23 protein-coding genes and 1 riboswitch are annotated in these 23,221 nt (G+C 54.6%); of the genes, 19 read left to right on the top strand and 4 right to left on the bottom strand.

The window, feature by feature from the left end; all coding sequences use genetic code 11:
• Nucleotides 1-30: 30 nt before the first annotated feature.
• Complete coding sequence (locus tag C6362_RS02080; protein WP_014015117.1) at nt 31-471, top strand: Lrp/AsnC family transcriptional regulator; 441 nt, start codon at nt 31-33, stop codon at nt 469-471.
• Between the two features lie 145 nt (nt 472-616).
• Here the strand turns inward: C6362_RS02080 and C6362_RS02075 are convergent, their stop codons facing one another.
• Complete coding sequence (locus tag C6362_RS02075) at nt 617-1,309, bottom strand: ATP-binding protein (protein ID WP_014015116.1); 693 nt, start codon at nt 1,307-1,309, stop codon at nt 617-619.
• A 121-nt stretch (nt 1,310-1,430) separates the two neighbouring features.
• Here C6362_RS02075 and C6362_RS02070 point away from each other — a divergent pair, with 121 nt between their 5' ends.
• Nucleotides 1,431-2,093, top strand: coding sequence for a Crp/Fnr family transcriptional regulator (locus C6362_RS02070; RefSeq protein ID WP_014015115.1), 663 nt, complete (start codon nt 1,431-1,433; stop codon nt 2,091-2,093).
• Between the two features lie 275 nt (nt 2,094-2,368).
• On the opposite strand, the gene C6362_RS02065 is transcribed toward C6362_RS02070, so the two are convergent.
• Both C6362_RS02065 and C6362_RS02060 read right to left on the bottom strand, forming a co-directional pair.
• Nucleotides 2,369-3,586, bottom strand: coding sequence for a bifunctional 3,4-dihydroxy-2-butanone-4-phosphate synthase/GTP cyclohydrolase II (locus C6362_RS02065; protein WP_014015114.1), 1,218 nt, complete (start codon nt 3,584-3,586; stop codon nt 2,369-2,371).
• Nucleotides 3,587-3,700: 114 nt separating this feature from the next.
• Nucleotides 3,701-3,832, bottom strand: a riboswitch (FMN riboswitch).
• Nucleotides 3,833-3,884: 52 nt separating this feature from the next.
• Nucleotides 3,885-5,288 (bottom strand): FAD-binding oxidoreductase, encoded by a 1,404-nt coding sequence (locus C6362_RS02060; protein WP_014015113.1) that lies wholly within the window; start codon nt 5,286-5,288, stop codon nt 3,885-3,887.
• 165 nt (nt 5,289-5,453) lie between these two features.
• Between C6362_RS02060 and C6362_RS02055 the strand changes: the two genes are divergently transcribed.
• The 14 genes from C6362_RS02055 to C6362_RS01990 all read left to right on the top strand — a co-directional run bounded on the left by C6362_RS02055 (nt 5,454) and on the right by C6362_RS01990 (nt 19,364).
• Entirely contained in the window at nt 5,454-5,801 is a 348-nt protein-coding gene (locus C6362_RS02055; protein WP_014015112.1) for an FtsB family cell division protein, read from the top strand.
• A 107-nt stretch (nt 5,802-5,908) separates the two neighbouring features.
• Nucleotides 5,909-6,358 (top strand): S1 domain-containing RNA-binding protein, encoded by a 450-nt coding sequence (locus C6362_RS02050; RefSeq protein ID WP_014015111.1) that lies wholly within the window; start codon nt 5,909-5,911, stop codon nt 6,356-6,358.
• 127 nt (nt 6,359-6,485) lie between these two features.
• Entirely contained in the window at nt 6,486-7,409 is a 924-nt protein-coding gene (locus C6362_RS02045) for a Ppx/GppA phosphatase family protein (RefSeq protein WP_014015110.1), read from the top strand.
• Entirely contained in the window at nt 7,406-8,401 is a 996-nt protein-coding gene (gene tilS, locus C6362_RS02040) for a tRNA lysidine(34) synthetase TilS (protein WP_014015109.1), read from the top strand. Before C6362_RS02045 ends, tilS begins: the two co-directional genes overlap by 4 nt.
• 26 nt (nt 8,402-8,427) lie before the next feature.
• On the top strand, nt 8,428-8,967 hold the full coding sequence (hpt, locus tag C6362_RS02035) for a hypoxanthine phosphoribosyltransferase (protein ID WP_014015108.1): 540 nt from the start codon (nt 8,428-8,430) through the stop codon (nt 8,965-8,967).
• Between the two features lie 88 nt (nt 8,968-9,055).
• Complete coding sequence (gene ftsH / locus C6362_RS02030; RefSeq protein ID WP_014015107.1) at nt 9,056-11,101, top strand: ATP-dependent zinc metalloprotease FtsH; 2,046 nt, start codon at nt 9,056-9,058, stop codon at nt 11,099-11,101.
• Between the two features lie 311 nt (nt 11,102-11,412).
• The gene (locus C6362_RS02025) at nt 11,413-12,381 is read left to right on the top strand and encodes a biotin--[acetyl-CoA-carboxylase] ligase (protein ID WP_014015106.1); all 969 of its coding nucleotides are present in this window, start codon (nt 11,413-11,415) and stop codon (nt 12,379-12,381) included.
• 87 nt (nt 12,382-12,468) lie between these two features.
• Nucleotides 12,469-13,233 (top strand): type III pantothenate kinase, encoded by a 765-nt coding sequence (locus tag C6362_RS02020; RefSeq protein ID WP_014015105.1) that lies wholly within the window; start codon nt 12,469-12,471, stop codon nt 13,231-13,233.
• Nucleotides 13,217-14,203 carry a tRNA dihydrouridine synthase DusB gene (dusB, locus tag C6362_RS02015; RefSeq protein WP_014015104.1) on the top strand — a complete coding sequence of 329 codons (987 nt, stop codon included), beginning with the start codon at nt 13,217-13,219 and terminating at the stop codon, nt 14,201-14,203. The genes C6362_RS02020 and dusB overlap by 17 nt, the downstream gene beginning before the upstream one ends.
• 119 nt (nt 14,204-14,322) lie before the next feature.
• Nucleotides 14,323-14,811 (top strand): transcription elongation factor GreA, encoded by a 489-nt coding sequence (gene greA / locus C6362_RS02010; RefSeq protein ID WP_014015103.1) that lies wholly within the window; start codon nt 14,323-14,325, stop codon nt 14,809-14,811.
• Nucleotides 14,812-14,827: 16 nt separating this feature from the next.
• Entirely contained in the window at nt 14,828-16,339 is a 1,512-nt protein-coding gene (gene lysS, locus C6362_RS02005; protein WP_014015102.1) for a lysine--tRNA ligase, read from the top strand.
• Between the two features lie 205 nt (nt 16,340-16,544).
• A complete protein-coding gene (locus C6362_RS02000) occupies nt 16,545-17,801 on the top strand; it encodes a hypothetical protein (protein ID WP_014015101.1) in 1,257 nt (418 codons plus the stop codon).
• A gap of 112 nt (nt 17,802-17,913) precedes the next feature.
• The gene (gene brxF, locus C6362_RS01995) at nt 17,914-18,381 is read left to right on the top strand and encodes a BREX-3 system P-loop-containing protein BrxF (protein ID WP_014015100.1); all 468 of its coding nucleotides are present in this window, start codon (nt 17,914-17,916) and stop codon (nt 18,379-18,381) included.
• Between the two features lie 155 nt (nt 18,382-18,536).
• Nucleotides 18,537-19,364 (top strand): undecaprenyl-diphosphate phosphatase, encoded by an 828-nt coding sequence (locus tag C6362_RS01990; protein WP_014015099.1) that lies wholly within the window; start codon nt 18,537-18,539, stop codon nt 19,362-19,364.
• Nucleotides 19,365-19,725: 361 nt separating this feature from the next.
• Here C6362_RS01990 and C6362_RS01985 read toward each other — a convergent pair whose 3' ends face one another.
• Nucleotides 19,726-20,187 (bottom strand): hypothetical protein, encoded by a 462-nt coding sequence (locus tag C6362_RS01985; RefSeq protein WP_014015098.1) that lies wholly within the window; start codon nt 20,185-20,187, stop codon nt 19,726-19,728.
• A 116-nt stretch (nt 20,188-20,303) separates the two neighbouring features.
• Here C6362_RS01985 and C6362_RS01980 point away from each other — a divergent pair, with 116 nt between their 5' ends.
• From C6362_RS01980 to feoB, 3 genes are read left to right on the top strand one after another with little or no spacing between them, the layout of a single operon-like run.
• The gene (locus C6362_RS01980; RefSeq protein ID WP_014015097.1) at nt 20,304-20,861 is read left to right on the top strand and encodes a DUF805 domain-containing protein; all 558 of its coding nucleotides are present in this window, start codon (nt 20,304-20,306) and stop codon (nt 20,859-20,861) included.
• An 11-nt stretch (nt 20,862-20,872) separates the two neighbouring features.
• On the top strand, nt 20,873-21,103 hold the full coding sequence (locus tag C6362_RS01975; protein WP_014015096.1) for a FeoA family protein: 231 nt from the start codon (nt 20,873-20,875) through the stop codon (nt 21,101-21,103).
• A complete protein-coding gene (feoB, locus tag C6362_RS01970; RefSeq protein WP_014015095.1) occupies nt 21,096-23,201 on the top strand; it encodes a ferrous iron transport protein B in 2,106 nt (701 codons plus the stop codon). Before C6362_RS01975 ends, feoB begins: the two co-directional genes overlap by 8 nt.
• The last annotated feature ends 20 nt before the right edge of the window (nt 23,202-23,221 follow it).

The raw sequence follows: 23,221 nt of genomic DNA, 5'->3' as shown, positions 1-23,221 counted from the left end.
TTTAAGAACTATGGAGGGTAGTATCTACATATGGATCATATTGATGACAAAATTTTAACGATACTCAAACACAATGGCAAGGCTTCGGCTACGGAAATCAGCAAGGTCGTCGGCCTGTCCATCCCGGCTGTTGCCGAACGTATCCGCAAGATGGAACACAACGGCATCATTGAAGGCTACGGTGCCAAGATAAGCCGCCGCAAGACCGGCTATAACGTGACGGCTTTCATCATGGTCAACCTCGAACGGTCTGGCGATGTCGAAGAATTTCGCTCGAAAATCGTCCAGTACCCGGAAGTATTGGAATGCCATCACGTCGTCGGCGCCTTTGACTACTTATTGAAAGTCCTGGTCAAGACGCCAGATGACCTGGAACACTTCCTCATGCAGGTCCTGAACGAAATCCCGACCGTCGCCTCGTCGCAGACCTTCATGTGCCTGTCGACACTCAAAGAAGAATGGAACGTGTAAAATGAAAAAAGCTGTCCTTGCGGACAGCTTTTTCGTTTGCCGTGGGTCGTGGCTCGTTTGTCGCTAAATGTGGGATTTCTTCAGTAAACGAACCACGCCAAACGGACCACGGAAAGGAGCTGCCTTATAAGGGCAGCTCCTTTTCCTATGCCTTTATTTTCCCATCCAAACTGATGGTGTATACGTTCATGGGAATCGCCTTGCCGCTTTGCTGGAGGGCTCTTTTGGCGGCCATTTCCAGCCCGCCGCAGCACGGGACTTCCATGCGGACCAGGGTGAGGTCCTGGATATCGTTCTGACGGATGATTTCTGTCAATTTTTCGGCGTAATCGATGTCGTCGAGTTTGGGACAGCCGATGAGGGTGATGCGCCCTTTGATGAAGTCTTCATGGAAACGGGCGTAGGCATAGGCCGTGCAGTCGGCGGCGATGAGCAGGCTGGCGCCGTTGAAGTAAGGCGCATGGGGCGGGACCAGCTTCAGCTGAACCGGCCACTGGCTCAGGCGCGATGGCATGTCGGGCGTGCTTGCCGGCACTGTTTCTGCCGGTTCGAGGCAGCGTGCCTGGCTGCCCGGGCAGCGGCCACGGTAGACCCTTCCCTGGGCGGCCATGTGCTTCTTGACGGCTTCTTCGTCGTAGGCGACGGCTTCGCGTTCGATAAAGGTGATGGCATTTGTCGGGCAGTGAGGCAGGCAGTCGCCTAAGCCGTCGCAGTAGTCGTCGCGCATGAGACGGGCTTTACCGTCGACCATGGCGATGGCTCCTTCGTGACAGGCCGTGGCGCAGGCGCCGCAGCCATTGCATTTTTCTGAATCAATCTGTATAATTTTACGTATCATAGTTTCCTCCGCAGTGATGATGAATCAATAATCTTGGACCTTTTATGGTCTCAGTATATCTCATGGAGGAGGAATAAGCTGTTGTTTTTCCAACTATTATCTTTTTTCGGGAGGTTTTCCAATGGAACCCTATCTTTCCCTTATCAAAAAATCACCGCTTTTTTGTGGTATTACTGAAGCCGATGTCCTGCCGCTCCTGGAGCACTTGAAGGTGCGCAAAAAAAAGTATCAGAAAGGGGAATTTCTCTTTTATTCCGGCGATACTGTCCCCTATATCGGATTGGTTCTGGACGGCGCCGTCCATATCATCCAGGAAGATTACTGGGGCAATCGCAATATCCTGTCCCAGATCCCGGCGGGCTTCTTCTTTGGCGAAGCCTTTGCCTGTCTGCCTGAGTCACTGGCTACGGTCGACGTCGTGGCCGCGTCGGATACGGTCATCATGCAGGTCCACGTCGATAACGTCCTCCATGCCGGCCAGGTGCTGACGCCGGCCCAGGCCCGCTTCATGAGCAACCTCCTGGCCATGATGGCCGAAAAGAACCGTCTCCTGACCGAAAAGATACGCTACCTGACCCAGCGGTCGACGCGCCAGAAAATCGTCCTCTATTTGTCCGACCTGGCCCGCAAGAAAGGCAAGGCCACGTTCAGCCTGCCCTTCAACCGCCAGCAGATGGCCGACTTCCTTTCCGTAGACCGCAGCGCCTTATCGGCCGAACTGAGCAAGATGAAGAAAGAAGGCCTCATCGATTACCGAAAGGATAAATTCACTTTGCTGCAATAGGAGAGTGTGTTGTATGAAGGTTTCTGCCATCATGCTAGGTTCCTTTTACTTTATAGTTTGTAGTACGGAGTTTGTAGAAATTCCCGAGGCGTCACATCTGTAGAGGCTTGCACGTGGCAAGCTCTGCAAACTTCGAACCACATGCTGAAAGAGCAACCTCTCAGTCAGCTTCGCTGACAGCTCTCCTATAAGGAGAGCCACGAGCCACGAACCACGAAACACGAACCACGAAAAAAGGCGCTGTCTTCATGGGACAGCGCCTTTTTTCCTCGCTCTTAATGCAGATGGGGGAGGATGTGGCCCATTTTATTCTTTTTCGTTTCCAAGTAAAATTCGTCGAATTTCTGCGGTTTCATTTCAATGGGGACCCGTTCTACGATTTCGACTCCGAAGCCTTCGAGGCCGTAGACTTTTTCCGGGTTGTTCGTGAGCAGGCGGATTTCTTTGGCGCCCATGTCCTGGAGAATCTGGGCACCAATCCAGTATTCACGAAGGTCCGGTGCGAAACCGAGTTTTTCATTGGCTTCGACCGTGTCGTAGCCCTGTTCCTGGAGGACATAGGCCTTGAGTTTATTGATGAGGCCTATGCCGCGGCCTTCCTGGCGCATGTAGAGGAGGATGCCCCGGCCTTCGGCGTTGATCTGCGTCAGGGCAGCTGCCAGCTGTTCGCCGCAGTCGCAGCGGCGGGAGCCGAAGACGTCGCCTGTGAGGCATTCGGAGTGGACACGGCACAAGAGGTTCTTGCCATCGCCGATTTCGCCTTTGACCAGGGCGACGTGGTGTTCGCCGGTCAGGTCGTTGATGTAGCCGTAGATCTTGAATTCGCCGAACTTCGTCGGCATCTTGGCGACGGCTTCGCGGATGACGTGTTTGTCGTGGCGGCGGCAGTAGTTCTGGAGGTCGTGGATGGTGATGAATTTCAGGCCGTATTTATCGGCGATTTTCCAGAGGTCCGGCGTGCGCATCATCGTGCCGTCATCGGCCATGATTTCACAGCACAGGCCGACTTGTTTGAGCCCTGCCAGGCGCATGAGGTCGACCGTGGCTTCTGTGTGGCCATTGCGGGTCAGGACGCCTCCGCGTTTGGCGATGAGCGGGAAGTTGTGGCCAGGACGGCGGAAGTCTTCGGGACGAGCCGATTCTTCGACACATTTGCGGGCCGTCAGGGCGCGTTCGACAGCGGAGATACCCGTCGTCGTATCGACGTGGTCGATGGAAACGGTGAAGGCCGTTTCGTGATTATCTGTATTTTCACTGACCATCTGGGGCAGACCGAGCTTATGGGCATATTCGATGCTCATAGGCATGCAGATAAGGCCCTTGCCGTGGCTGGCCATGAAGTTCATGTTTTCGGTCGTGCAGTACTGGGCGGCGCAGATGAAGTCGCCTTCGTTTTCGCGGTCCGGGTCATCGGTGACGATGATGATATGGCCGGCCTGCAATTCTTCCAGTGCTTCTTCGATGGTGTTGAATTTACGTTTTTCTGTAGTCAAAATAAAGACCTCCTTAAAGTCTGTTTATCAGTTTTATGAATGGTATCAAAAAAGCCCTGGCCAGTGGCACAGGGCTTTGACATGCAAGGAAAGGCAGGCTGCAAGCGCAGCACGCCACATCTTCTTCCATCCAGACTATACTGTCGGTTTTGGAATTGCACCAAATCACGAGCCAGTGGCTCCTACGCCGTAGCGTTCGCGGACTATACCGCCGATCGGGAATTTCACCCTGCCCTGAAGATATATGTCTTATTCAGTTCTGTTATGTATTATACACGGTAGCCGCCATTTTTGCAAGTTACTCGACGTCGAAGATTTTCCCCGGGTTGAGGATGTCGTTGGGATCGAGGGCCTTCTTGATGGCTTTCATCATTTCCAGTTCGCCAGGATCGGTAAATTCCTCCATCAAGTGCTTGCGCTTATAGCCGATGCCGTGTTCGCCGGACAGGCGGCCGCCGTGGGCATAGATGAACTTGTACAGTTCCTGCTGGTTGGCCTTGACCCGCTGGTCCCAGTCTTCATAGGTGGCATCTTCGTTCTTGAGGATGTTCAAGTGGATATTGCCGTCGCCGGCATGGCTGGCGATGCGGGTGACCAAGTTATATTTCTGGGCCAGGCGAAGGATTTCATCGAGGAGGGCTGCTTCCTGGTCGACAGGGACGACGACGTCTTCTTTGCAGACGATGAGGCTTTCGGCACGGACGGCTTCGGCAAAGGCCTTGCGGGCCTGCCAAATCTTGTTGTGGTCGGCGACGAGAACTGACGAAGCGCCATTTTCCGTGCAGACTTCGTCGAGGACGACGGCTTTGTCGTCCAGGTCGTCTTCGCTGGTCCCTTCGACTTCGACGATGACGTAGTTGCCGTTGTCGCTGCCCTGGAGGTTTTCATTGAGGTACTTTTCGACGGACTTGATGGTGATGTTGTCCATAAATTCAACGCACGTCGGCGTGATGCCGGCTTTGATGATCTTGGTGACGACGCCCATGGCCTGGCGGCGGTCGTCGAAGATGGCCAGCAGATCCAAGGCGTATTTCGGCTTGGGCAGGAGTTTCAGCGTGGCCTTGGTGATGATGCCCAGGGTCCCTTCCGAGCCGATGACCAGCTGGTCCAGGGAATAGCCTGTCGACTGTTTCTGCAGCCGCGCGCCGAGGTTGACGATGCGCCCTGTCGGATTGACGACTTCTACGCTGTAGACCTGGTGGCGCGTCGTCCCGTATTTGACAGCCCTATTGCCACCGGCGTTGGTGGCGATGTTGCCGCCGATGAAGCATGAATCGCCGCTGCACGGGTCGCCGGCATAGAAGAGGCCTTTCTTTTCGGCTGCTTCCTGCAGGTCTGACGTGCGCACGCCCGGTTCGACGACGGCATAGAGTCCGTTTTCATTGATTTCCAGGATCTTATTCATCTTTTCCAGTGACAAGACGAGGCCGCCGTATTCCGGGACAGCCCCGCAAGCCAGGCCTGTGCCGGCCCCGCGGGGGACGACAGGGAAGTGGCAGGCGTTGGCCAATTTGATGATGGCACTGACCTGCTGTGCCGTTTCGGCAAAGACGACGGCTTCCGGCATGTGGTGATAAGCCGGATCGGTCACTTCGTCATGGGAGTAAGGCTGCATGGCATCGGCGTCGGTGACGACGTTCTTCGGGCCGACGATGGCCTTTAATTTTTCCAGGATTTCTGTCGTGATTTTTTCGTAATGCATAAGTGTTCCCCCTCGGAATAAGATACAAAATGTCGTGCCTCTATTATATATAACCTCTGCCCATTTTAAAAGGAATTTTGCAAAAAAACTTTATCTTGTGCTTAAAGCACGGTATACTATAAGGTAAGACTTTTTCAGTCTCTTGTTCTTAGAAAGGGTGATTGGGTGGAAACCAAGCAGTATCGCCAGCCTGGGCGCCGGAAGAAGCGCCGCAAGGTTCGCCGGAAGCGCCGTCCTGGCCTGCTCATCCGGCTTCGGCAATTGAGCTGGTACAATCTTTTTCTCATGGCCATCATCATTGCCGGGTTCTATCTCATCGGCATCCGCCTTTACCGGTTGTGGGAAATCCATGAGGACATGAATCAGACTTTGCAGCAGGAACAGACCTTGCGGGATGAGAACCTCCGGCTCCGGGAGCGGCGTGACGAGCTGAATGATCCCGATGAAATCGCCAAGGAAGCGCGAGAACAGTTTGGATTGGCCAAGCCCGATGAAATTCCTTATAAGCCGTAATCGCTATATTTTGTATTTTGATGATTGAATTTTTTAGTGATTATGAGTATAATGGCTGTATACGTTTAGCAATAATGCTGATATTACAAGGAGGAAATTAAAACAGCATGACAATCGAAGTAGGCAGTGTGATGGAAGGTACCGTTACAGGAATCACAAAGTTTGGCGCATTCGTAGAACTTCCGGATAAGAAAGTGGGTCTCGTACATATTTCTGAAGTCGCTAATGAGTATGTCAAAGATGTAAATGATTTTTTGAAAGTGCGAGATAAGGTCAACGTCAAAGTGTTGTCTGTAGACGATAAGGGAAAGATCGCCCTGTCTATCAAACAGACCCAGCCGGCGCCGGAAAAGAAGGAATTTCGCCCGAAACGCGATTTTCGCCAGAAACATGAATTTCGCCAGCATAATGGCTTTGATTCGCGCCGTTCGTCGGGTTCTCTTTCTTTTGAAGACCGACTCAGCAAGTTCCTCAAGGAAAGCGATGAACGCCTGATGGATTTAAAACGCAATACGGAATCGAAACGCGGCGGCCGCGGTGCACGCCATGCTGATTGAGTAAGTATTGAATAGCAGATGGTAAGAAAGGGGTGCTGTCGCACGAAGACAGCGCCTTTTTACGTTTTCCCCAGGGTCGTTTGAGAGAACCGGCCGTGGGGATGGACGAAATCGGAAAGGAGCAACTATGGAGTATCAGAAGTATGCAGTCATCGATATCGGCTCCAACTCCCTGCGCCTCATGACGGGCTGGCAGGAAGTCCCGGGTACGTGGATTTTTTCGCCGAAAGAACTGGCGACGACGCGGCTGGGAAAAGATATCGATGAAACACACCACTTGTCGCCGGCAGGGATGGAGGCGTCCTTTGCGGCCATGGAACGCTGGAAAGGGCAGCTGACGGGGATCCCCGTCTGTGCCGTGGCTACCAGTGCCGTCCGCGAAGCCGTCGACGGCCAGGCTTTCCTGGCAGAAGTGCGGGCCCGCTTTGGCTGGCACTGCCGGGCGATTTCCGGCCTGGAAGAAGCGTCGCTCAGCTTTACGGGAGCTACGGCTTCCCTCAATCCCGACGTGACGGCTGCCGTCATCGACATCGGCGGCGGCAGCAGTGAAGTCGCTGCCGGCCGGGGCGGGGACCTGTGCTGGTCCCACAGTTATCCCATGGGTGCGGTGCGCTTTACGCGGGGCGAGGTCATGAGCCATCAGGATGTGGCTCATCTGGAGCGCCATTGCTATCAGGAATGGCTGCCCATGAAGATACGGCCGGATCTGCTCATCGGCGTCGGTGGGACGCTGACGACGCTGGCCGCCATGGATCTGCAGCTGGCCGTCTACGATGCGGAAAAAGTCGAAGGCCACTGCATTTCTTATGAAGCCCTGTGCGGTCATATCGAACGGCTCCAGGCCATGACGCCGGAAGAACGGCGCCATGTGCCGGGCCTTCAGCCCAAGCGCAGCGATATCATCATCGCCGGCCTGCTCATCGCCAAGTCCTTTCTTCAGCGGTATCAGATCCCGGCGATTACCGTCAGTGAACGGGACCTCATGGAAGGCGTCTTTTTCCGCCATTCTTTCCATGATGCGGCCTGGAATTCCCGGGACCGCCAGCCGTGAACCTCGTCGAACGCGTAGACGCTTACGGCAGGCAGCACGACCTGTGGCAGCCGGGAAGGGCCCTGGTCGTCGCCTGCTCCGGTGGGCCCGATTCGCTGGCCCTGCTGGATATACTGAACCGCCTGGCCCCGTTATATAGGCTAAGCCTGACGGCCTGTTACGTCCATCACGGCATCCGCCGGGCTGCCGACGACGAAGTCGCCCTGGTTCGGCAGGAAGCCCTGCGCCGCCACTGTGGTTTTGCCTGGCAGTATGTCGACGTGCCGGCCCTGGCCCGGAAAGAAAAGGCTTCGGAAGAAGCCGTAGGGCGGCGGGAACGTTACCGCATCCTGCGGGAAACGGCCCGGGCCTGTGGGGCAGACCGCATTGCCGTGGCCCATCATGCCGATGACCAGGCCGAAACGGTACTGCTCCATCTCTTGCGTGGCAGCGGCCTCGACGGCCTTTGTGGCATGGCTCCCAGGCGGGGCGACATCATCCGCCCGCTCCTGGCTGTGACCAAGGCTGAATTGACAGCCTACGCCGCCCAGCGCCAGCTGCCGGTCTGCCACGATGAGACCAATGACAGCCGGCGCTACAGCCGCAACCGGATACGGCTGGATCTGTTGCCGCAGCTGCAGCAGTACAACCCGGCCATTACAGCGGACTTGAACCGCCTGGCCGACATCGTCAGGGCCGACGAAGTCTTTCTGGAAAACGCGGCAGAAGCCCTGTACCAGCAGCTCGCCCTTCCAGACGGCGCCATGCCGGCCCTGGATAAGAAAGGTTTGCTGGCTCAGCCGCTGGCCATGCAGCGGCGCTTGATCCGCCGCCTGTGGCAGGAAGGGACGGGCTCTCGTCAAGACCTGCCTTTTCATTATGTTGAAACCATACGGGACCTGGCTGCTAAAGGAGCGGGAAAACAGTTCCAGTGCGGCCGGGCCTGTGTTTATACGACCCGGACAGCCCTCTGCCTGGGTCCTGCCGTCCCCCGACGGAGACGGCATCGGTAATTCACTTTATTACGGAGGAAAACAAGATGCATCAGGATATTAAAGAAATTTTATTGACAGAAGAACAGATTGCTGCCCGCGTTCACGAACTGGGCGCCCAGATCACCAAAGATTATGCCGGCAAGACCATCCTCATGTGCGGCATCCTCAAAGGGGCCGTCACCTTTTTCACCGACTTGGCCCGCTGCATCGATGGCCCGGTCTACTTCGATTTCATGAGCTGCTCCAGCTACGGTTCGTCGACGACGTCGTCCGGTGTCCTCAAGATCCGCAAGGACCTCGACAACGATGTCAAGGATAAAGATGTCCTCATCGTCGAAGACATCATCGACACGGGCGTCACCTTGAGCCACCTCGTCCCCATGCTCAAAGAACGGGGCGCCCGCTCGGTCAAACTGGCCACGCTCCTCAGCAAGCCGGCCCGCCGTCAGGTCGAGGTGCCTGTCGACTACAACGGCTTTGAAATCCCCGATGCCTTCGTCGTCGGCTATGGCCTCGACTACGACAGCCGTTACCGCAACCTGCCGTATATCGGTATCTTGAAAGAAGAAGTATATTCCAAATAGTTGTTGCTTTACAAGAAGTGTGGTAATATAAGACTGTATTGGTTGGAATAAAAAGCATTATCATAAATTAAATGAAAGGAGCCATATTTTGAGTAAATTTGTGCGGAATGTAAGTTTATACTTACTCATCATCATCGTCGCCGTATCGATCATAGATGCCTTTACGAGCAGTAAGACAGACAAATCGGAAATTTCTTATACGAATTTCATGAGTCAGGTACAGCAGAAGAAAGTCGATGCCGTCCAGATCACAGCGGACCATGCCATCGTGGGCCAGCTGAAAGACGGAACGTCCTTTACTTCATACGCCCCGACCGATTCGTCCCTCTTGCCGGCTCTGCGCGATGCTGATGTCAACATCATCGCCAAACCGCCCGAACAGCCTTCGTGGTGGATGAACATGCTGACAGCAGTCCTGCCAATCCTGGTCCTTATTGCCGTCTGGTTCTTCATCATGCAGCAGACCCAGGGTGGCGGCGGCCGGGTCATGAACTTCGGCAAGAGCCATGCCAAGATGCACGGTGAAGGTAAGATCAAAGTTACCTTTAAAGACGTTGCTGGTGAAGACGAAGCGAAGGAGGAACTGGCGGAAATCGTCGAATTCCTGCGTAACCCCAGCAAGTATAATGCCATTGGCGCCAAGATACCCAAAGGGGTGCTCCTCTTTGGCCCTCCGGGGACCGGGAAGACCCTCCTGGCCCGTGCCGTAGCCGGTGAAGCCGGCGTGCCCTTCTTCAGCATCAGTGGTTCCGACTTCGTTGAAATGTTCGTCGGCGTCGGCGCTTCCCGTGTCCGTGACTTGTTCACTCAGGCCAAGAAGAATGCGCCCTGCATCGTCTTCATCGACGAAATCGACGCCGTCGGCCGTCAGCGTGGCGCCGGCCTTGGCGGCGGCCACGACGAACGGGAACAGACGCTGAATCAGCTCCTGGTCGAAATGGATGGCTTCGGGTCCAACGAAGGCATCATCACCATTGCTGCGACCAACCGTCCGGATATCCTCGACCCGGCCCTGCTGCGTCCCGGTCGTTTTGACCGGCAGATCACGGTCGACCGTCCGGATCTGCGCGGCCGCCGGGCTATCCTCGACGTCCACGCCAAAGGCAAGCCCCTCGGCAAGGATGTCGATCTCGACGTCATCGCCAAGAAGACACCGGGCTTTACCGGTGCCGATCTGGGCAACCTGCTTAACGAAGCAGCCCTCCTGGCTGCCCGGGCCAATAAGAAAGTCATCAATATGGCTGAACTGGAAGAAGCCAGTGAAAAAGTCTGCTTCGGTCCGGAACGCCGCAGCCATGTCATCAGCGATAAGGAAAAGCGTCTGACGGCAGTCCACGAATCGGGCCATGCCCTCATCGCCTATCTCCTGCCGGATGCCGATCCGGTCCATAAAGTCACGATCATCCCTCGCGGCCGGGCTGGCGGCTATACCATGATGCTGCCCGAAGAAGACCGGTCGTATGAAACGAAGTCGTATTACCTGGCTCAGATCCGCGTCGCCCTCGGCGGCCGGGCTGCCGAAGAAATCGTCTTCAACGAAATCAGCAGCGGTGCATCCGGAGACTTGCAGAGCGTCACCCGCATCGCCCGCCAGATGATCACCCGCCTGGGCATGAGCCCGAAACTGGGTCCCATGGTCTTCGGCGAACAGCAGGACCAGGTCTTCCTCGGCAAGAGCTTGGGGCATGAACGCAACTACGGTGAAAGTGTAGCCGAACTCATCGACAAGGAAATGCACGATACCGTATCCGAAGCCTATGCCGACGTACTCCACATGCTGCGCGAACACCTGGATACGCTGAAGCATATGGCCGACGCCCTGATGGAAGTCGAAACGATCAACCATCAGCAAGTCGACAACCTGGTCAAGTACGGTACCCTGGAAGGGCCGGAAGACCAGAAAAAGGAAACGGAAGCTGCACCGGCTGTCCCGGCGGAAACGACGGAAGCCGGAACACCGGACACCACAGCCGCTCCTGAAGCCAAGGAAGAAAAAGCCGAACCGGCTGCTCCCAAGGCAGAACAGACAGAAATACAGATCAGCCCCTGGGGCAACCCCGTCCCCAAAGGCGGCCTGACTACAGGCCTGACCGATAAAGACGACGAAGAGAAAAAGGCTGACGAAGAAAAATAGGAAACAAGTGAAAAAAGGGTTTGTCGCATGACGACAAACCCTTTTAAGTTGTTAGTGGATGGTTTTGAATTGAAAAAGAACACTACGTGGGCGATCCGCTGGATATTTGGAGATTCTTTCTACGGGCCACTAGCTGGCAGGCCACTGACTGCTGACTACTAACTGCTAGCCACGAGCCACTACCTCCCAGCCTCCCCTTGACAGGGGGATGGTTTATGTTAAAATTTTTACATAGAATAGGCATATTGTGCGCCGTTGGTGGCGCTTTTTTTTGAATGGGGCTGCCAGGGGCAGCGGCAGGGGTGATTGTGATGAGACAAGATATTCTCGATTTTTTGATACACCATAAGGATGAATTTGTATCGGGGCAGCAGATTTCCGACCAGCTCGGTATTTCCCGGACGGCCGTATGGAAACATATCCGTGCGCTGAAGCAGCGGGGCTATGTCATCGAGTCCTATACCAAGAAAGGCTATTGTCTGCGGGAAGCTCCGGAACTCTTGTCGGAAAAGGCCATCCTTGATGGTTTGCAGACGAAGTTCGTCGGCCGCCCTGTCGTCTATCGGGAGCGGGTCGATTCGACGAATAACGTCGCCAAGAAACTGGCTGACCAGGGGGCGCCGGAAGGAACGATCATCGTGGCAGAAGAACAGACGGGCGGGCGCGGCCGCATCAATCGGACCTTCCTCTCTCCCTATGCCAAGGGCGTCTGGTTTTCCTTGATCCTGCGGCCCGATATTTCTCCCATGGAAGTGGCTAAGATGACCTTGCTGGCTGCCGTCGCCGTAGCCCGCTCCATCCGCCGGCACGGCCTGGCAGACTGCGGCATCAAGTGGCCCAATGACATCCTGGTCCAGGGGCGGAAGATGGTCGGCATCCTGACCGAACTCAACGGGTCGGCTGAAAAGGTCAATTACATCATCATGGGCATCGGCGTCAACACGGACATCATGGCCGATGATTTGCCGGAAGACTTGAAATCCATCGTCACCAGCTTTGCCCGGGAAGGCATCCGTGTCAGCCGGCTAGCCCTGCTGGAAACGCTGCTGGCAGAAATCGAACGGCTCTACGATACGGTCTGCCGCCAGGGGTTCAGCCAGGTATTGGCCGAATGGCGGTCCTTGTCGTGCATGCTGGGGCAGGAAGTGACCGTCAGTTCCGTGAACCGGACTTTTTCCGGCATGGCACGGGATATCGATGAAAACGGCAATCTCCTCGTCGATACGGCAGCCGGTACAGAAGTCGTCATGGCAGGGGATATTCATGTCCGGCCCGTCTAATTTCTTGGGAAAAGACTATTCAAGACAGGAAAACTCTGTTATTATAATAGGCGTATTATCAACTTATAGTAGGCAGGAGATAAAGTTATGTTATTAGTCATTGATGTAGGGAATACCAATATTGTCCTGGGCATTTTCAAGGGAAAGGAGCTCATGGACCACTGGCGCGTATCGACGGACCGTCTCCGTACGACCGATGAATACGGCGTCCTCATCCGCAACCTCTTTTATTTGAACGGCGTCAACTCCGACGAAATCGATGCCATCATCATTTCGTCCGTCGTCCCGCCGGTCATGCCCACGCTGGAACGCATGTGCCAGCGCTATTTCGGCCTGACACCGCTGGTCATCGGACCGGGCGTCAAGACGGGCATGGACATTAAATACGATAATCCCCGTGAAGTCGGCGCTGACCGCATCGTCAACGCTGTCGCAGCGTATGAAAAATTCGGCGGCCCGGTCATCATCATCGACTTCGGCACGGCGACGACCTTCTGCGCCGTCGACAAGAAAGGGACCTACCTCGGCGGTGCTATCTGCCCGGGCATCGGCATCTCTACAGATGCCCTGGTACAGCGCACGGCGAAATTGCCGCGTATCGAAGTCGTCAGCACGGATAAGGTCATTTGCCGCAACACCGTCGAAAGTATGCAGGCCGGTGTCTTCTATGGCTTCGTCGGCCAGGTAGACGGCATCGTGGCCCGCATGCGCAAGGAACTGGGCTGTAAGGCCAAAGTCGTCGCTACCGGCGGCCTGGCTGTCATCGTCGCTCCGGCAACGGACGCTATCGACGTCGTCGAACCCATGCTGACCCTGGAAGGGCTGAGAATCATTTATGACCGCAACCATTAAGCCTTTCTCCATCGGCACGGTCGAACTCGAGGCGCCGGTCATCCTGGCGCCGATGGCCGGCGTCTGTGATGCGCCATACCGGGTCATCGCCCACCGCTATGGGGCGGCCCTGGTCTGTGCGGAAATGGTCAGTTCCCAGGGTATCCGCTATCGCAACCAGCATACGGAAGAACTGCTGCACATCGAAGACGGGGAACATCCCCTGTCCATGCAGATTTTCGGTTCGGATCCGGAGGTCATGGCCCAGGCAGCGGCTGTCGTCGAAGAAGCCGGCGCCGATATCGTCGACATCAATATGGGCTGTCCCGTCAAGAAGGTCGTCAAGAATGGCGATGGGTCGGCCCTGATGAAGGACCTGCCCCTGGCAGAGAAGGTCATCCGTGCCGTCGTCCGCGCCGTGTCCATTCCGGTCACGGTCAAGATGCGTACCGGCTGGGATGACGCTTCGTTTACGGCACCGGAGCTGGCCAAACGGGCTGAAGCGGCCGGTGCGGCTGCCGTCACGGTCCACGGCCGGACACGGGAACAATTCTATAGCGGCAAGGCGGACTGGCAAAAAATCAAAGCCGTCGTCCAGGCCGTATCCATCCCGGTCATCGGCAACGGCGATGTCGTAGATGGCCCGTCGGCTGCTGCCCTGATGAAGGAAACGGGCTGCGGTGCCGTCATGGTCGGCCGCGGTGCCCAGGGGAATCCCTGGATTTTCCCGCAGATACGCCATTACCTGGCGACGGGGGAAGTCCTGCCACCGCCGACGGCGATGGAACGCTATGAACAGATGTTGTCCCATTTCGAAGCCCTGCTGGCCTATAAAGGCGAATACATCGGCGTCCGGGAAATGCGTTCCCATGCGTCCTGGTATACGCACGGCCTCTACGGCTCGGCAGCACTCCGCGAAAGAATCAATCGCGCCGCTTCGGCTGATGAATTTCGATCCATCGTCCGCGATATGATGGACAAGGCGCGCTGAAGCGATACGAAAGCCGCTTTATTGACACAAGGGACAGATATGCATATAATTAAGAGTACGGTATAAATTAAAGATATCATAGTGAAACGTGATTATATCGCAGGAGGATCAGGAAAATCATGACTAATGAAACGCTGATTACCCAGGAAGGGTTACAGAAGTTAAAAGATGAATTGAATGAACTGAAATCAGTTCGCCGTATTGAAATTTCCCAGCGCATCAAAGAAGCAATCGCCCTTGGTGACTTGAGCGAAAATGCCGAATACGATGCCGCCAAGAATGAACAGGGCATCATCGAAGGCCGCATTGCCGAATTGGAAGCTAAAATCCGCACGGCGAAGATCATCAAGGAAACCGATGACGGTTCGGATAAAGTCCGCCTCGGTTCGAAAGTCATCCTGGAAGATGTCGAAACAGGCGACCGCTTCGAATACACCGTCGTCGGTACGGCTGAAGCCGATCCGTTCAACGGCCGCATCTCCAATGAATCTCCTGTAGGGAAGGCCATTCTCGGCCAGGTCATCGATACTGCCAATCCGGCTATCGTTACCGTCAAAGCACCGGCAGGTGAAATCAAATACCGCATCTTGCCGCCTGATGCAGAATAATCCTAGGAGGAATAACATGTCGGATACGAAAGAAAAAGAAACGCCTATTATTGAAGAAGAAAAATTGAATGACCAAATGAAGGTCCGCCGCGAAAAGATGCAGGAATTTATCGACGCCGGCGTCTATCCCTTCGGTCAGAAATACAACTGGGATCATCATGCACAGGAAGTCAAGGATGACGCTGCAGAACTGGAAAAGAATGAAACCGTCGTCAGTGTCGCCGGCCGCCTCATGGCTATCCGCCGCCACGGCAAGACGGCTTTCTGCGTCCTTCGCGATTTGAGTGGTGAAATCCAGCTCTATTTCCGTAAAGATGTTCTCGGTGAAGAATCATATACCTTATTCAAACTCCTCGATATCGGTGATATCGTCGGCATCGAAGGGACGGTCTTCGTTACTCATACCGGTGAAACGACGATCCGCGTCGAAAAATGGACCCTCTTGTCCAAATCCCTCCGCCCGCTGCCGGAAAAATTCCATGGCCTGACGGACAAGGAAACGCGTTATCGTCAGCGTTACCTCGACCTCATCGTCAACCCGGAAGTCAAAGATACCTTCATCAAACGGTCGAAGATCATCAAAGGCATCCGCAAATACCTCGACGACCGTCATTTCCTGGAAGTTGAAACGCCGATGCTCCATACCATTGCCGGCGGCGCGGCTGCCCGTCCGTTCAAGACGCATCACAACGCCCTCGATATGGACATTTATCTGCGCATCGCTCCGGAACTCCACCTCAAACGCCTCCTCGTCGGCGGCTTGGAACGAGTCTATGAAATGAACCGCTGCTTCCGCAACGAAGGCATCGACACGCGGCACAATCCGGAATTTACGACGGTTGAATTGTACCAGGCTTACGGCGACTTGGAAGATGTCATCAACATCACTGAAGACATGGTTTCCAAACTGGCTGAAATGCTCTATGGCACGATGAAATTGACCTATATCGACAAAGAAATCGACCTCACGCCGCCTTGGGACCGCATGACCATGATCGAAGCGGTCAAGAAATTCAGCGGTGCTGACTTCGAAGGCATTACAGACGTCGAAACAGCCCGCAAGATGGCTGACGAACATGACGTCGAATACGGCCAGTTCGATGGCGTCGGCAAGATTATCAACGCTTTCTTTGAAAAATTCGTCGAAGAAAACCTCATCCAGCCGACCATCATCACCGGTCATCCCCTGGAAATTTCGCCGCTCACCAAACAGGACCGCGATAATCCGCTCCTGACTTATCGTTTCGAAGCCTTTATCTACGGCCGTGAACTGGCAAACGGTTTCTCGGAATTGAATGACCCCATCGACCAGCGTAACCGCTTCATCGAACAGATGAAAGAACGGGAACGCGGCGATGACGAAGCGCATCAGATGGATGAAGACTACTGCCGCGCTCTGGAATACGGCCTGCCTCCGACAGGCGGCTTGGGCATTGGCATTGACCGCCTGGTCATGTTCCTGACCAACAGCCCGTCCATCCGCGACGTCCTTCTCTTCCCGTTGAGCCGTCCGGAACAGCATAAATAAGATAAGGACGGTTCCATGAAGGTTTCTGCCATCATGCACGATTCCTTTGACTTAACAGTTTTTCGTTCGTCGTTCGTCGTTCATCGCGATGGCTTGATATTGTTGGATCCCTTGCGACAAACGATGAACGGCTTGCGACCAACGTAAAACGGAGCTGTCTTCCTAGGACAGCTCCGTTTTCTCAATCCTACGAAGGAGGGACGCCATGAAACGTACAGCTATGGCTGCACTGGTCTTTGCTGTGTCTTTGGCCTGGGGAACCGCTATGGGAGCAGTTCCGGCGGAAAAAACGGGGAAAGCCCTGGCCGGGGCTGCGGCTGTTACGGCTGAGAAGGCCGGGACTAGCCAGACAGCCCCTAAGGCTGTCAAAGCCGCTGCATACGGGACAAGCGATAAAGACGGCAAGGTGGATAAAAAAGCGGATAAAACCGATAAAGACGGCAAAGATAGTAAAAAAGAGACGGCCCATGTACCGACGGATGATGACTGCGTCCTCCTCGACTCCCTGAATACGCTGTCTATCCCGCCGCTGCAGGCCAGCGATTTCTATATTGGCAGTATCCATCATGGCGACAGCCCGGCCAAGGTCAAACGCATCTTCGGGCCGCCGACGAAGTTTTCGCGCAGTACCCATTATACGACCATGCAGTACAACGACAAGGACTTGAAGATGCGCTTCGTCTTCCGCAACAAGACGGCGGACAGCCTGCGCTACAGTGCCGGGAACCGGAAAGCCGTCATTCCCGGGGCAGAATCGATGTTCCTGTCGTCTGGGACGAACATCCTCATCGGCCGGGATGTCCGCCTGAAATATCCGGCAGAAGTGCTGTTGCGCCAGTACGGCCTGCCCGATTCCGTCCTGCGCGACGCCGATGCCAACGTCTATTACTTTACCTATGAAAGCCCGCGGAAAGATGTCATGTACGTCTTTGCCATCGGCAACCGCCGCATCGAACGAGTGGCCCTCATGCCGGTACGGCCGCCGTACATTACGGGAGAAGAAGCGGCGGACCGCATGAAATTGGGCGAACGGGACTTTACCCTCATGGGCTTCGGCCTCAACCAGCCTTTTGAAGCGAACAAGTACAACATGTGGACTAACCTGGTCAAGCGCAACAACAGTAATTTCTGGCTCTATGGCGATTACGGCGTCGAAGTAGACCGGCGCAACATTGTGCAGAAAGTCTTCCTCTTGACGAATAACGCTTACACGGGCCGCGGCGCGACCTTGGGCTATCACGTCTCGACAATCCTGGCTTTATACGGCCGGCCGGACCGCATCGAATGGGGACCGGATAAGGAGAAATCCGTCGACGCCTATTACTATGACAGCCCGTATCAGAAGGGCGTATCCCTGGTCATCGTCGTGCGCCACAACGAGCCCTATGTCGATGACATCATCTTGACGGCGACGCCCATCAAGAACATCCAGGACCCGATGGAACGGTATGGTTTGAAATGATGCTACATACTGCTTTATCATATGTCAAAATAAAATAGCAAAAATGCTTTACTTATATGATGAAAGTTAGGTATAATAAAATAAATAATATAAGAAAACGAAGGTGATTTTCATGGTTACAGATGCAGATGTTTTAAAACGGTGGAAGTACATTGCCCAGGACGATGAAAAATTGTTGATTCTCATTGGCGGCCCTGGTTCCGGCAAGAGCAAACTGATTCGTGAACTGACTTTCCAGGACGGCTGGAAAATCTGTGAAGCCCGGGAACTCTTTGACGATGAATTTTTGGAAATTCCTCGTGCCGACCGCCCGGATAAGGCCATTGCCCTGGTATCGGCAGCAATCCACCGCCTCAATGCCCGTGTCGTCATGATTGATAACGTGGAATTTCTGTTCGCACCGATCTTGAACCTCGACCCCGTCGCCATGTTGAAGAAGTTGAGCCGGGAATGCCCGATCATCGTCAGCTGGCGCGGCAGTTTGGAAGGCAATACCTTGTACTTTGAACACAATGGCGATCCGAAATATGCTAAATTCGTCATCGACAACCCGAATCACGTCATTTGCCTGGATGAATAAAGGCCGTTTTTCACAGGCCCTCGTCTCTGTAAGTGCTGTTACGCAAAGAAGTACTCTTTGCGCAGCAGCACTTTTTTTTTACCTGCCATTGTGGTATACTTTCAAGTATTGTTGTAAGCTTTTCATCAAGTGTTCCGCGAAAAGGAGTTAGAAAAATGAGTGATTATATTATTGCCGTCATCCTGGGTATCGTCGAAGGGGTGACTGAATATTTGCCAGTTTCTTCGACGGGCCATATGATTCTCGTCGGCGATATGCTCGGCTTTACAGGACCCCGGGCCAGTGTCTTTGAAGTCTTCATCCAGCTTGGCGCCATCTTGTCGGTCATCATCATCTATAAAGAGAAATTCATCCGCATGCTCCACCAGTACCGCTGCTGGGACCTCTTCCGCCGGGAAAACTGGTTCCGCACCGATACGGGTCTGACCCTGGCTCACATCGCGGCCGGTATCGTACCGGTCATGGGTATCGGCTATCTGGCCCACCATGCCATCAAGACCTATCTCTTTTCAGCCGGTACGGTCATCATCGGCCTCATCATCGGCGGTATCTTCATGCTCGTCGCTGAAAAATCCCATACCAAGACGGTCTGCAACGACGTCGAAAGGATGACCATTGCCCAGGCTTTCCTGACGGGCATGTTCCAGGTCCTGGCTTTATGGCCTGGCTTTTCCCGTTCCGGTTCGACCATCGCCGGCGGCCTCTTCCTGGGCCTCAGCCGGAAGGCAGCGGCTGACTTTTCCTTCATCATCGCCGTGCCGGTCATGATCGTCGCCTGCTTCTACGACCTCTTGAAGAGCTTGAGCGACCTCAGCGGAAACGACCTGGTCATGATCATCATCGGCTTCATTACGGCCTTCATCGTCGCTTACATTTCGGTCCTCTGGTTCCTGAAGTTCATGAATAAATCGACGCTGGCATCCTTTGCCTACTATCGCTTCGTCGTAGCCGTCATTTCCTTTGTCTACTTCTTCATCCTGTAATTTGTGAGACTCAATTCGTAGGCTGCATTCGTAGGGGACGCCCAGAGGGCGTCCCGCAGGTCGAAATAAGGGGCTGAACTTTCAACTTCAAACTCAAAAAGGGCTTGTCGTCGTGCGACAAGCCCTTTTTATGGAACGAGATGCGGGATTCCCGCAACGGGCGCCCACGTGGTCGCCCCTACGGATTGCCGATGGTGGGATTCCCACAACGGGCCGCCCTTTGGGACGGCCCCTACGGACGGTCCTTACGATGCGGCCACTAGGCCGCAGGCCGAAACCACGAGCCACCAGGCCGCAGTCCGAAGCCACGAGCCACTAGGCCGCAGTCCGAAGCCACGAGCCACTAGGCCGCAGGGCGCCATCACGATCCGCTGCCGGCGAGCTGGCGAAATTCGTTGGCCAGTTCGTCAAGGAAGGGGATGATTTTTTCGTCTTCGATGTCGGCGTTGAAGGCTTCCATCATGTTGGGGAAGAAGATATACAGGCCCTGCATATAGACGTAGTAATAGTACTGCAGGTCGTCGTGGCTCATGATGGCCGAAGCCAGGGCGTCGTTGACGGCGAAGTTGAGGTCGTAGAAATCGAGGATTTCATCTTTGAAACGGCCCAGGTCGAGTTCGCCGCGCTGGTAGTCTTCCATGAGGTGGCTGCCCATTTCTCCCAGGGCGTCGGCGACGTCGCCGACGTTATCCGGGACGGCGATGCCGGCATCTTCCATGACGTGCGTCAAGGTATGGAGTGAGGTAATCAAGGATTCACAGAAAAAATTAAAGGTCAGGGCTCCTTCAGAGCCGCGCAGATTCGTAAAGACAGTAGATTCCATAAGGACCTCCTTAAAGTAATTTTTTCTATTATATCATATTTTGACAGAAATGAATTGAATCGAGGCCATGAATATAGTAGGATAGTACTGTAAGCATTTTATAGGAGGTAATCGTTGTGTCTCAACGCAATCAAAAAATTAAATTGAAGAAGCGGTCCCGCCAATCAGCCCGGATTCACCGCGGTTTTGCCATGCCTGTCGGTCCGGGGAGCGAAAACAGCCTGGTCAGTTTCCGTGACTTTGCCGATCTGAAGGCCAAGTATTTCCGCTTTACCGGCCGTATTCAGCGCCGGCCTTTTATTTTCCGGACATTGATTTTAATGTTCGCCCAGTTCATGTTCTCTATCATCCTCTACAGCAAGATCGTTGAATCTATTTTGATCAATCATATGGAATATGCCATCATTTTCGCGATTATCTTCGTCCTGCTGTCCATTCCGGCTGTCTGGTCCCAGATTTCCCTGGGCGTCCGCCGCTGTCACGACATCAACAAGCCGGGCCTCATGTTCGCCGTTCCTTTTATTTGTTACCTGGCCAGCTATGTCCTGCCCGTCCTGGGACAGGATACAGCCGCTATGGCAGCTCAGTCGATCATGGCTGTGTCTTATCTGGGCTTGTTTACCGTCAAGGGGACGTCCGGCGACAATGCCTATGGCCCGGAACGGGCGCGATAGGGGGCGGCAGTATGACTTTAGCAGAAGGGAAAATCGGTTGCGATTATATTGTAGAAAAATTGACCTTGCCGGACCAGACGGAAAAACGTCTGCAGGCCCTGGGCATGATCGAAGGGACGGAAATCTCCGTGCTCAACAATAAGAACGAAGGAACGGTCATCATCAAGATGCGCAGTACCCGCCTGGCTTTGGGCAAAGGGATTTCGTCGCACATCGAAGTAAGGGGGAAGGACCATGACTAGCGAAGTAAAGGCGCAGACGAGGGAAGCACAGGTTCCTAAGGCACCGGCCCAAGTGGAAAAGAAGGAAATGACAGTTGCTTTCATCGGCAACCCGAACTGCGGCAAGACGACTTTGTTCAACGCCTACACCGGGGCCAACCTCAAAGTGGCCAACTGGCCCGGCGTCACCGTCGAAAAGGTCGAAGGCGCCATCAATGCCCACGGTTATCACATCCACCTCGTCGACCTGCCCGGGACGTACAGCTTGACGTCGTATACCATGGAAGAACAGGTTTCGCGTAATTTCATCCTCAGTGACGATGTCGACGTCATCGTCGACGTCATCGATGCATCGGCCCTGGAACGCAATCTCTACCTGACCTTGCAGCTCCTGGAACTGGGCAAGCCCGTCGTCGTCGCCTTGAATATGATGGATATCGTCGAGAAGCGGGGTATGGAAATCGACTTGCACCGTCTGCCGGAAATGCTCGGCGTGCCGGTCATCCCCGTATCGGCCTTGAAACGCCGCGGCCTGAGCGTCCTGCTCCATGCCGCCGTCCATCATAAGGACCACGTCCATCCGGACCGGCTCATCCACAACCATTCGGATCAGACCAATCATCAGCACAACCATCACAGTGAATTTGCCATGGTCTACAGCGATGAAATGGAAGACCGCATCGACGCCGTGCGCCACCTTTTGCACGATAAATATCCGGACTTGTACAATCATCGCTGGCATGCCTTGAAGCTCCTTGAAAAGGATCCGGAGATTGCGGCCAAATATCCCGTCGACGACGTCCACCACGTCCTGGACCGCAGTTATGAAACGGATATCATTACGGAGAAATACGCCTTCATCGAAGAAATCATCCATGAAGTCGTCGTCAATCAGGCGTCGAAGGCGGCTGCTACGGACTCCGTCGACCGCTACCTGACCGATAAATGGCTGGGCATTCCGATTTTCCTGGCCATCATGGCTATCGTCTTCTTCTTGACCTTCTTCGTCGGCGACATGGTACAGGATTCCTTCCAAGGGTCCATCGATGCCCTGTCGGCCATGGCGGAAGGGGGACTGACCTCGCTGGGCGCTGATGATATGCTCATTTCCCTGGTCTGCGACGGCATCATCGCTGGCGTCGGCGGGATTTTGACTTTCCTGCCCAACATCTGTATCCTCTTTTTCGCCCTGGCCCTCTTAGAAGACAGCGGCTATATGTCCCGCGTGGCCTATGTCATGAATGACATCATGAACCGCCTGGGCTTATCGGGCCGGGCTTTCATCCCCATGATCCTCGGCTTCGGCTGCAGTGTACCGGCCATCATGGCTTCGCGGGCCCTGGAAGATAAGCGCGACCGCTATCGGACGATGCTGGTCACGCCGTTCATGTCCTGTAGTGCCCGCCTGCCGATTTACATCCTCTTTTCGGGTATGTTCTTCCCTAACGACGCCATGATCGTCGCCTATTCCATGTACCTCATCGGCATCGTCGTGGCCCTGGTCGCCTTGAAGGCCATGAATGTCTTCAGTCATGTCAAGAAGGAAAACGACCTGCTCATCGAACTGCCTGAATACAAGCGCCCCAGTGCCCACACGGTCTATATCTACGTCTGGGAAAAGATCAAGGACTACTTGAGCCGTGCCGGTACGGTCATTTTCGCCGCATCCATCCTCATGTGGTTCATCCTCAACTTCGGCCCCGCCGGTTATGGCGACATGGCCGACAGTTTCGGCGCTATCATCGGCAAGGCCATCGTACCTTTCTTTGCGCCCATCGGCCTGGGGTACTGGCAGATTTGTCTGGCCCTCCTGGCCGGTATTTCCGCCAAGGAAGTCGTCGTTTCCAGTTTTGCCGTCCTCTTCGATGGCGTCAACATCAATTCGCCGGCGGCCCTGGCAGCCCTGGCGTCCATGATGAGTCAAGGCGGGTTCACCCAGCTCAATGCCTACTGCATGATGCTCTTTTCCCTGCTCTATATCCCCTGCGCCGCGACAATCGCCACGATTCACGCTGAATCGCACAGCTGGAAGTGGACGGCCTTTTCCGTCTGTTTCCAAGTTGCCGTCGCCTGGGGCCTGACCTTCGTCGTCTACCAGGTCGGAAGCCGTATTTTTTAACCATGAATAACTAAGGAGTT

Source organism: Megasphaera elsdenii DSM 20460 (assembly GCF_003010495.1).
Lineage (GTDB): Bacteria > Bacillota > Negativicutes > Veillonellales > Megasphaeraceae > Megasphaera > Megasphaera elsdenii.
The sequence above is the reverse complement of the archived record's forward strand: the minus strand, read 5'-3'. Positions and strand labels throughout refer to the sequence as shown.

Excerpts from the sequence above, each read along its gene's own strand:
- C6362_RS02080 (WP_014015117.1), top strand. The coding sequence starts at position 31 with ATGGATCATATTGATGACAAAATTTTAACGATACTCAAACACAATGGC.
- C6362_RS02075 (WP_014015116.1), bottom strand. The coding sequence starts at position 1,309 with ATGATACGTAAAATTATACAGATTGATTCAGAAAAATGCAATGGCTGC.
- C6362_RS02070 (WP_014015115.1), top strand. The coding sequence starts at position 1,431 with ATGGAACCCTATCTTTCCCTTATCAAAAAATCACCGCTTTTTTGTGGT.
- C6362_RS02060 (WP_014015113.1), bottom strand. The coding sequence starts at position 5,288 with ATGCATTACGAAAAAATCACGACAGAAATCCTGGAAAAATTAAAGGCC.
- C6362_RS02050 (WP_014015111.1), top strand. The coding sequence starts at position 5,909 with ATGACAATCGAAGTAGGCAGTGTGATGGAAGGTACCGTTACAGGAATC.
- C6362_RS02045 (WP_014015110.1), top strand. The coding sequence starts at position 6,486 with ATGGAGTATCAGAAGTATGCAGTCATCGATATCGGCTCCAACTCCCTG.
- hpt (WP_014015108.1), top strand. The coding sequence starts at position 8,428 with ATGCATCAGGATATTAAAGAAATTTTATTGACAGAAGAACAGATTGCT.
- C6362_RS02025 (WP_014015106.1), top strand. The coding sequence starts at position 11,413 with ATGAGACAAGATATTCTCGATTTTTTGATACACCATAAGGATGAATTT.
- C6362_RS02020 (WP_014015105.1), top strand. The coding sequence starts at position 12,469 with ATGTTATTAGTCATTGATGTAGGGAATACCAATATTGTCCTGGGCATT.
- dusB (WP_014015104.1), top strand. The coding sequence starts at position 13,217 with ATGACCGCAACCATTAAGCCTTTCTCCATCGGCACGGTCGAACTCGAG.
- greA (WP_014015103.1), top strand. The coding sequence starts at position 14,323 with ATGACTAATGAAACGCTGATTACCCAGGAAGGGTTACAGAAGTTAAAA.
- lysS (WP_014015102.1), top strand. The coding sequence starts at position 14,828 with ATGTCGGATACGAAAGAAAAAGAAACGCCTATTATTGAAGAAGAAAAA.
- C6362_RS02000 (WP_014015101.1), top strand. The coding sequence starts at position 16,545 with ATGAAACGTACAGCTATGGCTGCACTGGTCTTTGCTGTGTCTTTGGCC.
- brxF (WP_014015100.1), top strand. The coding sequence starts at position 17,914 with ATGGTTACAGATGCAGATGTTTTAAAACGGTGGAAGTACATTGCCCAG.
- C6362_RS01990 (WP_014015099.1), top strand. The coding sequence starts at position 18,537 with ATGAGTGATTATATTATTGCCGTCATCCTGGGTATCGTCGAAGGGGTG.
- C6362_RS01985 (WP_014015098.1), bottom strand. The coding sequence starts at position 20,187 with ATGGAATCTACTGTCTTTACGAATCTGCGCGGCTCTGAAGGAGCCCTG.
- C6362_RS01975 (WP_014015096.1), top strand. The coding sequence starts at position 20,873 with ATGACTTTAGCAGAAGGGAAAATCGGTTGCGATTATATTGTAGAAAAA.
- feoB (WP_014015095.1), top strand. The coding sequence starts at position 21,096 with ATGACTAGCGAAGTAAAGGCGCAGACGAGGGAAGCACAGGTTCCTAAG.